Here is a 13,643-nt window from a genome sequence, read left to right on the forward strand (position 1 = left end):
GGATTGCACCTGCCTACACAGGATGAATAAATATTCTCCTTAAATAGTTTATACAAATATCTAAAAATATTTGGAAATTAGCACAGTACCTTTTGTGGTTTAATCAGTGCTAAACTTAATACTCTTCACTTCTAAATAAGATCTTAATGGTAAAGATTCAAGGATAAGTAGATTAAATTATGGTTAATCATAAAAAACGAAAAGCTTTCAGAAATCCTGAAAGCTTTTTTGTTTGGAAATGATTGAATTTTTTTGATTATACTGAATCAGCATTTTTAGTTTCAATAAGGGCATTAATGATCCTAAAATCTCTCCCAAAAAAAAGGGGGCTCAATTCCTAATGCTCTTAAATAAGTATATCCCTGACCTCTGTGGTGAACTTCATTATCAACGAAATATAAAATATTCTGATAAACAGGAAATTCATATTGTCCGAATAAATTAAATGTTTCCTGAAAACGCTCTTCAGTAATTTGAGAAAAATAATGGTTGATTACTTCCGTTTCTTCATCCCATTTTTTCAAAATATCTTCTTTGGTTTGTGGGTTGAAACCGTCTTCGGTATAGGCTCCCATATTTTTATTAACGATTCCTTTTAAAGCAGGTCCTGCAATACTAATTAACTCAGCTGCCAATTTTGCAAAAGGTCTCATTCCTCCAATTGAAAACTCGAATAAATCTTTTTCAGGGAAAGCTTCAATAACTCTTCTTGTAAGATTTCTGTGCCCTTGCCAATGTTCTAATAATTGTTCTGAAGACATGAATTGTTTAGTAAGTGTTGCTGTAGTTGACATAATTTTTAATTTTGTTTGTTATTGTTGATACAAAGGTATGACCGGGTAATGACAACAGTTTGTCAGTAGTAAATTGAAATTAAAAATTTATTTTCTTACCCATAAAATATCATTCAAAATTTATCGTTCAGTGTATAGCCGATACATCACGGGATCAAGAATGTTACAATGTGTAGAGGTAGATAAATAATTTGTAGATGACCGATTTTTTTAATCGGTCATTTTTTTGTTTCAAGCTAAAAATGAATTTTAAAGACAAACTTATCAACTTTGACAAATACCCTAGCCCCGATTATAATGAAAATCCTTTTTTGAAAAAAAAGATTGCAATGGAAAGCGGGAAACAGCTTCAAATAATATTGAATTTGTTTAAACTTTAATTATTTTAACCACAAATCGAAGATTCGACGGAGTCAAAAGGTGACAAAAGATTAACACATTAGTATTTTAAGTTTATCATTAAAACGCAAAATAAGACCACATAAGTTTTTAAAAATCTTTGATTTTTATTCTTTTGCGAGCTTTGTTTTCAAAATAATTAAATTTTAAATAATTCAATAATAGCTTTTGTTTCTTTTGCGGTTTAATTTTTCACTTAGTTTTAACAGGCTTAAAATAAAAAGTGGGTGTTCGATGGAGTTAAATAGCTACTAAAAAAGAGTTTCGGGATTTGTGTATTTAAGGACATTTTCCTTTTTACATTGTGCAAAATGAAGTATTTTAGTCCTATGAAAATTTACACGAAAACAGGAGATAAAGGGCAAACTGCCTTGTATGGCGGAACGAGAGTTTCAAAAGCAAGTGCAAGAGTTGACAGCTATGGAAATATTGATGAATTGAACTCATTTATAGGGATTACGAAAAGTCATATTGAAGATGAAGAAGTGTTGAAGCAATTGAAAAAAATTCAGTTTGACTTGTTTACGGTAGGTTCAGAAGCAGCAACGCCGGTGGATAAATTGATGCTGGCGAATGGGAAATCTCGTCTACCATTAATTATTTCTGACACTGAAATTGAAGAATTAGAACATTGGATGGATGCTTTTGGCGAAGAACTAGAGCCTCTACAATATTTTATACTTCCAGGTGGCGGAAAATCGGCTACATTTTTACATGCAGCAAGAACAATTTGCAGAAGAGCAGAACGTTCTCTGGTATTCTTAAATGAATCTGAAGAAGTGCGTCCTGAGCTGATTAAATACCTCAACAGACTTTCAGATTATCTTTTTGTATTGGCAAGATATGTTTCAAAACTGAATAATGAACCGGAAGAATACTGGAACCCGAATGAAAGATAAAGTACTGCTTTTTATCAATGGAGATGCGCCCGAGTCTTTTCCGGGTTTAGATGAATATGGTTTAATTGCCTGTACAGATGGGGCTTTTCATTATTTGAAAAGACAAGGTTTTCCTTTAGATCAACTGGATTTTATTTCAGGTGATTTTGATTCACATATTGGGTCAGACGAAAATGTTTATCAGGATAAATTTATTCTTACGCTAGATCAGGATAAAACAGATTTTCGTAAAGCGTTAGAAATTATTCTGGAAAAAGGCTTTCACGATGTGGATGTTTTAGGAGGAAGTGGAGGAGAGCAAGATCATTTTTTAGGAAATATTACGGTGGCGTATCATTTTAAAGATCAGTTGAACATCAAATTTTATGATGCTTTTTCTGAATATTATTTTGTTCCGAAAAATTTCACGTTGAACAATGTTAAAAATAAAATGATTTCTCTTTATCCGTTTCCTTCGGTTGAAAATATTACAACAAAAGGATTGAATTGGCCATTAACCAATGGAAGTTTAAGTATAATATCGAGAATAGGGACCCGTAATTTTGCAGTGGAAGATGAGGTTTCTATTCAATATGAATCTGGAGACCTGCTATTTTTTGTTGGTATAAATGAAATAGAATATCCAAAAATATATTGAGAAAATTAATAAAAATATCATTTTTAGTTGTTATCATTTCTTGTGTTTTTTCCTGTAAAACACAAAACTTTCCTGCGCCCGAATATGGCAAAGCGAATATTGGAAATGATATTAAAATAAAGAAAGTAAATAACTTTCGAACATTAGGGAGCCTAAAAAATATTGAAGGGAAAACATTAAAAGAAGGAAAGTTTTACCGAAGCGGAGATCTTTATCACCTTAAAAACAGTTCATTTAAAGAACTTGAAAAATTAGGGATTAAAGAAATTATTGATCTCAGAAATGAGAAAGAAATCTCCAAAAAGCCGGATCATCTTCCTGAAAATATCATCTATAAAAAGTATTCTGCTTTTGAAGACCAAGGTGATCAATTATCTCAGGCTAAAAAATTGGTTTTAAAAGGAAAGGTAAATGCTGCCGATGCAGATAAAAGAATGGTAGATTTTTACCGCGATTATGTAACAGAAAATCCTGAAACTATAAAAAAAATAATTACTGAAATTTTAGAATCTAATCAGCCTGTTTTATACCACTGCACTGCTGGGAAAGACCGTACAGGAATTATTACGGCGCTTATTATGAGTGTTTTAAAGTTTGATAAAGAAACCATTTATAACAATTATCTGCTGTCTAATAATTACAGAAAACAATTGGTTGAGAAGAGGCTTAAGCTTGCTAATACCTTACATTTTATTTATCCTAAAATGGATTTGAAAGTGTTGGAAAAACTGAGCTGGATTGAAAGTAATTATCTGGATGCTGCCTTTGATGAAATTAATAAAAAATATGGTTCAACGGATACTTATATTCAACAAGTGTTAGGTATTTCTGAGAATAAAAGAGAAGAATATATTAGTAAGTTTATGTATTGATAATCATATTCAGATTTCGATTGAAAATTGCTTGAAATTTATAATAATTTTAACATATAAAAATCAAACTTTTTTAGCAATTTTGCATTCTTAATTCACTTGTCAAAAAATGAAAATAAAATACTCGGAACTTATTGATCAGACATTGTATTTTCCTACGGAAGAATTTAATGTATCTGAGAACAATTTGTTGTTTCACGATATTCCTTTAATGGAAGTTGTTGAAAAGTTTGGAACGCCTTTAAAGGTAAGTTACCTCCCGAAGATTTCTCAAAATATTCAGAAAGCAAAAAGCTGGTTCAAAGAAGCCTTTGAGAAAACCGAATATAAGAAAAACTACAGATATTGCTACTGTACAAAATCCAGTCATTTCAATTTTGTGATTGAAGAGGCGTTGAAGAATGATATTTCTATGGAAACTTCTTCTGCGTATGACATGGATATCGTAAAAGCTCTTTATAAAAAAGGAAAGGTAGATAAAAATATTGAAGTAATCTGTAACGGTTTTAAAACTGATGATTATCTGGCGAAAATTTCAGATATGATTAACAGCGGTTTTGAAAATATCACGCCGATTTTGGATAATTACCGTGAGCTGGATAAGCTTACTGAGAGCATCGATACAACTTTCGATATCGGAATCAGAATTGCTTCTGAGGAAGAGCCTAAGTTTGAATTTTATACTTCACGATTAGGAATCGGATACAAAGATATTATTCCTTATTACAGCCAAAAAATCGCTGAACACCCGAATGCAAGATTGAAAATGCTTCACTTCTTCATTAATACGGGGATCAAAGACACGGCGTATTATTGGAATGAATTGTATAAATGTCTTCGTGTATATGCACGTTTGAAGAAAATTGCTCCTGAAGTAAACTCTTTAAATATTGGTGGAGGTTTCCCCATCAAAACTTCATTACAGTTTGATTACGATTACCAATATATGGTTGAAGAAATCGTATCTCAGATCAAAAAATTCTGTGAAGAAGAAGGAGTAGAAGAGCCTAATATCTATACTGAATTCGGAAGCTTTACCGTTGGAGAAAGTGGAGCGAATATTTATAAAATTATTTCTCAAAAACGTCAGAATGACAGAGAAAAATGGAATATGATTGATTCATCTTTCATGACCACTCTTCCTGATACTTGGGCAATTTCAAGACACTTTATCATGCTTCCGTTAAACCGTTGGGATGATACCTATGAAAGAGTGTTTTTAGGTGGATTGACTTGTGACTCAGATGATTATTACAATTCTGAACAACATACCAATGCGATTTACTTACCTGTTTTCAGTGATACAAAACCTTTGTATATTGGCTTCTTCCATACCGGAGCATATCAGGAAACAATTGGTGGTTATGGTGGTGTTCACCACTGTTTGATGCCTCAGCCAAGACATATTTTGATCCAGAAAGATGAAAACGGAGATTTCCAATATGAAATTTTCCGTGAGAAACAGGAACCGGAAGATGTTTTAAAATTGTTAGGATACTAATAAAGTCATTGCGAGAAGCGAAGCGACGAAGCAATCTCATAATAGGAACGGGTTTTATCCGTTTGTAAATGAAAAACAATCATTTGGCTTTAGCCAAAACGTTTTAAAATATATAGAACAGCCATCAATTTGATGGCTGTTTTTCTTTAAAAATATTTTGATATTTTATCTAATTCCAGTTCCACATAATCTGCAACCACAATATTTGCCAAGGTATAATCCTGATTTTTAGAATGTGGACTTCTGTACGCTGCACAGAAAATATTTGCTCTGTGAGAAGCTAAAATTCCATTGGTTGAATCTTCAATAACCATACAGTTTTCAACAGATTCAGGAGCCATTTCTGCAGCTAAAAGGAAAACTTCAGGATGAGGTTTTGATTCCTTTAAATCAGCACCACTTATTTTTCCACTGAAATATTTATCCAATTCGAATTTTTCAAATACCATATTAATGGTGTTCATCGTTGCAGATGAAGCCAGAATTAAGGTAATCCCATTTTCGTAATAATGTTCGATCAATTGTTTTACGCCTGGGATTAAATCGAATTCTTCATCGTTATAAAAATACTCTTTGAAGTAATCTCTTTTTGTTTTTGCGATTTCTTCGTAAGTCTGACTTAAATTAAATTGATTGATTAGTATTTCACAAACCCTTTTCGTTGAAGCTCCGGTAAAAGAAGTGTATAGATCTTCTGAAACATCAATTCCAAGGTCGTTGAATGTTTTGAAATAAGCTTTTCTGTGCAATGGTTCTGTATCTACAATCACCCCATCCATATCGAAAAGAACAGCTTTTAAAGGCATATTTTTGATTTTTTTATAAAGATAATGATTTTGGTTGGAAGCTTGAAGTTGGGTGATAGAAGTTAAAATTGTAACGTAGAATTTATAATAGATGCTCAAGAAACTTACATCTTCAATCCTCCATCTTCCAACTTCTTTGTATCTTTGCAGGAATCATTTAATTTTTAAATAAGACATGAAAACATACGCAGGAATTCCTGAAGAAAACGCATCGTTAGAAAGTTCAAAAGTAGTATTGGTAACGGTTCCTTATGACGGAACTTCAACTTGGGGAAAAGGAGCTGACAAAGGTCCTGAATTATTCCTTGATGCTTCTGAGAATATGGAGCTTTATGATATTGAAACAGGAACTGAGCCTTATTTGGAAGGTGTTTATTTAGCAGGAGAAATTACAGAAAAATCTTCACCTGAAGCAATGACAGAAGCTGTTTATCAAAAAACAAAAGAGCTTTTACAGAATGACGATAAATTATTTACCCTTTTTGGAGGTGAGCATTCTGTTTCTATCGGTTCAATCCGTGCGGTGGGTGAAAAGTATGAAAACCTTACTGTACTTCAGTTAGACGCTCATACAGATCTACGTCCAGAATTCCACGGTTCTACTTCTAATCATGCTTGTGCGGTTTTTGAAGCTAATCAGAAGCATAACTTAGTACAAGTGGGAATTCGTTCTATGGATGTTGAAGAAGTTGAATATTTACCTGAAGGAAGAGTGTTTTTCGCTCACGAAATTGCTAACAATGAAAATTGGGTAAATGACGTATTAGAAAAAGTTTCAGGAAACGTTTATATCACAATTGATTTGGATGCTTTTGATCCATCTATTGCTCCATCAACAGGAACTCCTGAGCCAGGTGGTTTACAATGGTATCCAACACTAGAATTATTAAGAGGTGTTTTTGAAAAATGTAACGTTGTAGCATTTGATATTGTAGAATTAATGGATTCTCCTTACGCAAAACCAAGCGCATTCTTGGCAGCTAAGTTATATTACAAAATGCTTGCTTATTATCACATCAACCAAGACTAAAATTCCGCAAGATTCGGATTTTTTCTGCAAAGAATTATTTGGAAATTTGTGAGGTAAAATAAAATGATATGTCCACACAAAATCAAATAGATTACGAAAGAATTGCCAAAGCGATAGCGTATATCCAGAGTAATTTTAAACTTCAACCGAATTTGGATGAAGTGGCAGAGAAAATTCACTTGAGTCCGGCTCATTTCCAGAAAATATTTACGGATTGGGCAGGAACAAGTCCGAAGAAATTTTTGCAGTTCATCAGTCTTGAACATGCTAAAAATTTGTTGAAGGAAGAACAAGCGAGCTTATTTGATACCGCCTACGAGACAGGTTTTTCAAGCACAAGCAGATTACACGATTTGTTTGTGAAGATTGAAGGAATGTCTCCGGCAGAATATAAAAACGGAGGAAAAAGCCTTACCATCAATTATAGTTTTTCCGAAAGTCCTTTTGGAGAAATAATTACAGCTTCCACAGAAAAAGGAATCTGTTATATGGCTTTTGAAAACGATAAAGAAACAGCATTAGGGAATTTGAAACATAAATTTCCTAATGCTTCTTTTTTTGAAAAACAGGACGGATTTCAGAAAAACGCATTATCCATTTTCAATCAGGACTGGACGAAACTCAATACCATCAAACTCCATTTAAAGGGTACCGATTTTCAATTGAAAGTCTGGGAAAGTCTTCTTACAATCCCAATGGGAAAACTATCAACATACGGAAATTTAGCCGAAAAAATTGGAAATCCCAATGCTTCACGAGCGGTCGGAACAGCAATCGGGAGTAATCCTGTGGCTTTTCTGATTCCTTGTCACCGCGTCATTCAATCTTCGGGAAATCTTGGAGGCTATATGTGGGGAAGTGAAAGAAAGCAAATGATTATTGGCTGGGAAAGTTCCCATGTTTATGCTGGAAATTCTATTGTACTTTAATTTTTTTCTCCCATAGATTTATATAAATTTTTGTGTTTGATTTTAAGTTTTGGCTAAAGCCAATTGATATTTTGTGTATTTAAAAACGGACTAAAGTCCGTTCCTATTGATGTAACGTTTTGTGTTTATTTGTGAAAATATTCGTGTAATTTGTGTTTAAAATATAGTTTTAAAAATTATTGAAATGATGAGCCTATTCGAAGATATATCAGATTATCCATTAAATATCCTTCCCAACGATGGAACCGTCAACTATTACGGTAAAGTTTTCTCCAAAGAAGAATCGGATTTTTATTATGATTATTTATTTAATCAAATTCCATGGGAAAATGATGAAGCTGTGATTTTTGGAAAATTAATTTTAACGAAAAGAAAAGTGGGTTGGTTTGGAGAAAAGCCATTTGAATACACGTATTCAAAACGAACAAAATTAGCAAAACCCTGGACTCTGGAATTATTGGAACTAAAGAAAAAATGCGAAGAAGTCTCAGGAGAAACCTACAACTCTTGTTTATTGAATTTCTACCACGATGGAAGTGAAGGAATGGCGTATCATAGTGATGGTGAAAAGGATTTGAAAAAGCACGGAGCCATTGCATCTCTAACCTTCGGAGCGGAAAGAAAGTTTCTATTTAAACATAAAACATCCAAAGAAAAGGTGGAGATATTCTTGGAAAACGGAAGCTTATTAATAATGAAAGGAGCAACACAGGATAATTGGCTTCACCGACTTCCACCGACTACAAAAGTGAAAACACCAAGAGTGAATCTGACATTTAGAACAATTGAAGACTGATTTTAAACATTAAGATTAGCCACTCAGTTGGTCATAGAAATCGGAATGACAAAATTTATGTATAATTTTTCTCTCGCAGATTAAGCAATTTCCGCAGATGATTGTATTCAAAAAAAATCTGCGTCATCAGCAAAATCAGCGAGAGGTAGAAACAAAAAATGGTGACTTCGAGAATCTCAGTCACCATCAATATTGTAAAATTAGTATTTCTTATTTCAACACTTCAACTTCAATTGCACTATCATCAAAAACCTTGATAAACGCTTTTGTATAATCTTCCTTCGTTGCGAAATTCGGATTATCCATAAATTTCTGTGCATTAATTGCAAATAGAGGAAACCAAGTGGAGCTTATTTGTATCTGGATTTTATGTCCTTTTTTGAAAGTATGAACAACATCCTGTAATCTAAAATTCACATCCGTTTTCTGATTCGGAACTAAAGCTTCTGCTTTTTCTCGAGAGTTTCTAAATTTGGCAGGCATAATTTCACTTCTTACCATTTGATGATAATTTCCGTAGATCACACCTTCTTTCTTTTCTACAGGTTTGAAATCTTCAGGATAAACATCAATTAATTTCACAGCGAAATCTGCGTCTGTAGAAGTGGAAGCAATATTTAATTTTGCCATAATTTCTCCTGCGAAAGTCATATCATCCGTTAATACATCGGTTGTGAAAGTCAATACATCAGGTCTTCCTTCTGCAAATCTTTGATCTTCAGACATGTAATTTCTAGGCGTAAATCCATTAAAATCTTTCAGATTATCTGAACTTAACACAGGATTGTTAGGATCACTGTAATATTCTGATGAACCTTGACCGGCAGATTTTTTCAATGTTCCATTCGCTAAATAGAAATTAACTTTTTGTCCTTCTTTAGGAGGATACGTTGTAAATTCTCTCCATTGTTTTGCTCCAGTATCATACATCAAAGCTTCCGGAAGTCCTGCATCCTGTTTTGTATTTCCTTTTAGATAATGATTGAAAAACTTAGTCTCAATATTTTTTTGATAATACGTTGCAATACTGTCTCCAAAATAAATTTGATTGTGGAAGTGTTTTCCTTCTTCACGTCCCCAGCCACCATGAGAAAAAGGTCCCATTACAATGGTGTTCTTAGCTTTCGGACTTGTTTTTTCAATGGTTTTATAAATATTTAAAGGTCCTGAAAGATCTTCAGCATCAAACCAACCACCAACAGTCATTACAGCATGATTCACGTTTTTAAGATGAGGAAGAAGGCCTCTTTTTTGCCAAAATTCATCATAGTTGGGATGGTTCATTATTTCTGTCATGAAGAAATTATCTTTGTAATATTTCTCGTAACCATCTTTCAAGGTTCCCATATCTCTGTAAAATTTCAAACCATCTTCAGATGTTGGTTTAATCATTGAATCTGAATACCAAGCTTTGTTTTCTGCCTTTGTTTTCTGAACTCCAAATACAGGGAATGTTTTAAAATAACCTAACATAAATCTTCCGTTGTGAAGAAAATCATCATTCCAGAAATCGGAAATCGGAGCTTGTGGAGAAGATGCAACTAGCGCTGGATGCTCTGCCAAGATTCCTACAGCAGTATAAAAACCGGGATAAGAGGTTCCGTATTGACCTACTTTTCCGTTGTTGTCTTTAATATTTTTTATTAACCAATCAATGGTATCGTATGTATCGGTACTTTCATCCACGTCTTTTTTCGTTTTATGATCCACTTGCGGCGTCATATTGGTGAAAGTTCCTTCGCTCATATATCGTCCACGAACATCCTGAAATACAAAAATATATTTGTCGTTCATCAGATATTGATTCGGCCCAATCTTGGTTTTATATTCATTTTCACCGTAGGGAGCAATGCTGTAGCAAGTCCTTTGCATCAAAAACGGATACTTGTTCTTATTCGAAATGTCTTTAGGAATATATATTGCGGTAAAAAGCTTTGTTCCGTCACGCATAGGAATATACATTTCCTTTTTGATGAAATTATCTTTCACAAACGAATCAGTGGGTGGTGTATTTTGAGATTTACCAATAATGAAAAAAAGAATACATACAATTGAAATAGGGATCTTCATGAATTTAATTTGCTGCTAATTTAAAAATAAAAAAACTTTAACTGAAATTAAAAAAATGGATGGAAAAACTTCCACCCATTTAATAGTAATGATTTATTTACCTGTCATTTTTTTTCCAGCAAATTTATTCAGCTTCATTGTTAAAGAAAACATAATGTACCGCTTTAAAATAAGGTCTTCACGATCTTCAAAATAGGCATTTGAAATTGTTCTTTTTACACTTTGATTTTGGTTTAAAACATCATAAACTTTCACTTTGGCAGTAAGTTGTTTGTTGAAGAAAGCATATCCTAAACTTGTATTCCAGAAATAGAAATCTTTTTTGAACCCTGGAGCAATATTCGAGTTGGTGTTATATTCAAAATCATTTCCAAAAACAAGATTACTTTTAAAAATATAGTTTGTTAATTCAAGTTTTAAGGTTTGATTGGAAGCTTCTACCTTATCAATACTGTAGTTGGTATAATTTGAGAGACTATAGCTCACTTTATATGATGGCTTGATGGTGATCTTATCTTTTATTTCATAAGTAAGGTTTAGCCCCGGATTGATGTTATAGTTATTACTTGTAAATTGTTGACTATTAATAAATCCTCTCCCGTAACTTAGATTCATGTTAAATCTTGGGTTGATGGTAAGCTTATTTTCATTCCATTTAAAAGTTTTACTAAATCCACCGCCAAGATTGAAACTTTTACTTCCACTTACATTGGCATATGTCACAAACTGTTTTCCTGATTCATCATAATAAGAATAATTAATCATATCATTATTGCTATAGGTGAAACCAGCATTCATGTAATAACTGATGTTTTTAACTAAATTAGAATTATTAAAATAAAGATAAGTTCTGTTTGACCATGTATTTTTCAGCTCAGGATTTCCTTGATAGATAATTAACGGATTAGAATAATCTTGATAAGGAGTAAGTTGTTCTGCAGTTGGGATTGTGTAATCCGAAGAATGATAAATACTTAATCTTTTGCTTTTTGAAAATTCATAATTAACACCTATATTATAGTTGGGAAGAGTAAAGTTTTTTTGAAGATTGTATTGCTCACCATTATAAAGAGAATTCACTTTCATATCAGAAATATCAACGGCAATGGAGCCCCACATATTGACTTTGTTTTTATTGACAGCCACGGATAATTCAGGAGAAATTTGATTGATCTTTTGATTCATACTGTTGGATAAAGGTATATTGTAATCTGAATATTCTCCTGTACTTTCATTGAAATCACTAACATTTCTTAGATTACGATTGAGTTTTGAACTGTATTTCATTTCAAGACTTACTGTTGCAGAATCAGAAATAGGTTCTGTATATCCTGCACTGAAATTATATTCATTGATTTGCTTTTTATTCTTAGCAAGTTGATTTCTGATATCGTTTGGGTCTGTGCTTTGATAAAATATCGTTTGTGATTTGTTTAGATTATCATTTTTTGACTCTGAAATATTAGTGTTTATATTCGCATAAACAACCCTTTCTTTCTTTTTAAACTTCTTTGAAAAATAAATGTTAGGAGTAAAACTGTTGCTTTCAGATTTTGTACTCGTATAAGCATCACTCTGATTAAGAAGTATATTGTCTTTTGATGTATTTGATTGTAAAGTATTAAAGTTAAAGCCCTCAGATCTTGAAAATGTGGGTGAAATATAGATACTTGTAAGGGAATCTAGTTTTATTTTGGCTGAAGTATCAAAATTGTATTGTTTAGATTCATTTTCACCATTACTTTCTGAGTTTGTTTTCAAAGTGTAGTCCGGAAGTAAAGTTGTTCTTGAAACTTTAGAACGTGTTTCAATATTGTTGTTAGAATGCATTAAGCTAAAAGTTTCAAGGTCTGCATCTTTTCCAAACTTATCGCTGTAGCTTATTCCTATTGTGGTGGATTTTTGAATTCCTTTATTATTGCTTCCACCTTGCATATAATAGGTATTACCTCCCACGGTATTTATACTTCCGCCTTGCATCAGCCAAGAGTTTCTGCCGTGTCCCATGCTGTCAAATACCTCATCATTGGAAAAACCTTGTGAGTTAATATTATTTGAGGAGGCCAAAATGCTGATTTTAGTGTCTTTTTTAAAATAACTTAAAAGACCGCTTCCTTCGTATCTTTTATCAGTTCCGTATCCAAGGGTAAGTCGGGAAATTAATCCTTTATTTTTCTTTTCATCAATATTAAAATTAATTGTGGCATTGTTCGACTTTGCTGTTTTTCCATTCAATTCTTCCTCTTTGGTTTTGGTAGTTGTGAACTGAATATTTTTAATAATATCTGCCGGAAGATTTTGCAAGGCAATTTTACCATCTTTATCAAAGAACGGTTTTCCATTAATCATGACTTGATCTACGTCTTTACCATTCACAGTTATTTTCCCTTCATTACTAATTTCGACCCCTGGAATTTGTTTTAAAAGTTCTTCAATTTTACTGTCGGGACGAACTTTAATCGCTGAAGCATTAAATTCTATTGTGTCTTTTTTAATTTTTACGGGTGATACCGTAATTTTTACCTCATCAATGTTTGTGATCGAGTTTTTATCAAGTTCAATCTCTCCCAAAGACAATGAGTTTTCTAGTTTTTCTAAAGTTTTGGTAAATGAAATTAATTTTTTTGCATCAATTTTTAATAAGGCTGGTTCGCGTAATTCGTCAGTTTTTAATGAGAATTTACCTTCTCTATTGGTTGCCGTATAATTGATGATGGAAGAGTCTTTTTGTTTAAGAAGATAGACGGTAGCATTTTCAATTGGTTTTTTTTCAAAATTTGAAACTTTTCCATCGATACTCAGTTTTTGACCGGTTAAAATACTGATGTTGAATACAAGAATCAACAATAATAAAGCTTTTTTCATCTTAATATGTGTGTGGTTTGTAAAGTAAAAAAACATTAAAAAAAA

At 32.6% G+C, this 13,643-nt stretch carries 11 protein-coding genes; 7 read left to right on the forward strand and 4 right to left on the reverse strand.

Annotation, left to right across the window (positions count from 1 at the left end):
- Nucleotides 1–302 precede the first annotated feature (302 nt).
- Nucleotides 303–794 (reverse strand): DinB family protein, encoded by a 492-nt coding sequence (locus BUB80_RS10190; protein WP_073292827.1) that lies wholly within the window; start codon nt 792–794, stop codon nt 303–305.
- Between the two features lie 728 nt (nt 795–1,522).
- Between BUB80_RS10190 and BUB80_RS10195 the strand changes: the two genes are divergently transcribed.
- The 4 genes from BUB80_RS10195 to BUB80_RS10210 all read left to right on the forward strand — a co-directional run bounded on the left by BUB80_RS10195 (nt 1,523) and on the right by BUB80_RS10210 (nt 5,102).
- Nucleotides 1,523–2,092: a cob(I)yrinic acid a,c-diamide adenosyltransferase gene (locus BUB80_RS10195; RefSeq protein WP_054510271.1), complete on the forward strand. Its 570-nt coding sequence runs from the start codon at nt 1,523–1,525 to the stop codon at nt 2,090–2,092.
- A complete protein-coding gene (locus BUB80_RS10200; protein WP_073292906.1) occupies nt 2,082–2,729 on the forward strand; it encodes a thiamine diphosphokinase in 648 nt (215 codons plus the stop codon). Before BUB80_RS10195 ends, BUB80_RS10200 begins: the two co-directional genes overlap by 11 nt.
- Nucleotides 2,726–3,601, forward strand: a complete 876-nt coding sequence (locus BUB80_RS10205) for a tyrosine-protein phosphatase (RefSeq protein WP_073292828.1) — start codon at nt 2,726–2,728, stop codon at nt 3,599–3,601. Before BUB80_RS10200 ends, BUB80_RS10205 begins: the two co-directional genes overlap by 4 nt.
- Nucleotides 3,602–3,710: 109 nt before the next feature.
- Nucleotides 3,711–5,102: a type III PLP-dependent enzyme domain-containing protein gene (locus tag BUB80_RS10210; protein WP_054510269.1), complete on the forward strand. Its 1,392-nt coding sequence runs from the start codon at nt 3,711–3,713 to the stop codon at nt 5,100–5,102.
- Nucleotides 5,103–5,248: 146 nt separating this feature from the next.
- On the opposite strand, the gene BUB80_RS10215 is transcribed toward BUB80_RS10210, so the two are convergent.
- Nucleotides 5,249–5,908: an HAD family hydrolase gene (locus BUB80_RS10215; RefSeq protein ID WP_073292907.1), complete on the reverse strand. Its 660-nt coding sequence runs from the start codon at nt 5,906–5,908 to the stop codon at nt 5,249–5,251.
- Nucleotides 5,909–6,083: 175 nt separating this feature from the next.
- On the opposite strand from BUB80_RS10215, the gene speB reads away from it, so the two are divergent.
- The 3 genes from speB to BUB80_RS10230 all read left to right on the forward strand — a co-directional run bounded on the left by speB (nt 6,084) and on the right by BUB80_RS10230 (nt 8,663).
- Complete coding sequence (gene speB / locus BUB80_RS10220; protein ID WP_073292829.1) at nt 6,084–6,938, forward strand: agmatinase; 855 nt, start codon at nt 6,084–6,086, stop codon at nt 6,936–6,938.
- Between the two features lie 68 nt (nt 6,939–7,006).
- Nucleotides 7,007–7,867 (forward strand): bifunctional helix-turn-helix domain-containing protein/methylated-DNA--[protein]-cysteine S-methyltransferase, encoded by an 861-nt coding sequence (locus BUB80_RS10225; RefSeq protein WP_073292830.1) that lies wholly within the window; start codon nt 7,007–7,009, stop codon nt 7,865–7,867.
- 187 nt (nt 7,868–8,054) lie between these two features.
- Nucleotides 8,055–8,663, forward strand: coding sequence for an alpha-ketoglutarate-dependent dioxygenase AlkB family protein (locus BUB80_RS10230; protein ID WP_073292831.1), 609 nt, complete (start codon nt 8,055–8,057; stop codon nt 8,661–8,663).
- A gap of 210 nt (nt 8,664–8,873) precedes the next feature.
- On the opposite strand, the gene BUB80_RS10235 is transcribed toward BUB80_RS10230, so the two are convergent.
- Together BUB80_RS10235 and BUB80_RS10240 are read right to left on the reverse strand one after the other, a co-directional pair.
- A complete protein-coding gene (locus BUB80_RS10235) occupies nt 8,874–10,733 on the reverse strand; it encodes a CocE/NonD family hydrolase (protein ID WP_073292832.1) in 1,860 nt (619 codons plus the stop codon).
- 93 nt (nt 10,734–10,826) lie between these two features.
- A complete protein-coding gene (locus BUB80_RS10240; protein ID WP_073292833.1) occupies nt 10,827–13,598 on the reverse strand; it encodes a TonB-dependent receptor in 2,772 nt (923 codons plus the stop codon).
- Nucleotides 13,599–13,643: the final 45 nt, after the last annotated feature.

This window comes from Chryseobacterium polytrichastri, assembly GCF_900142445.1.
GTDB classification, from domain to species: Bacteria; Bacteroidota; Bacteroidia; order Flavobacteriales; family Weeksellaceae; genus Chryseobacterium; species Chryseobacterium polytrichastri.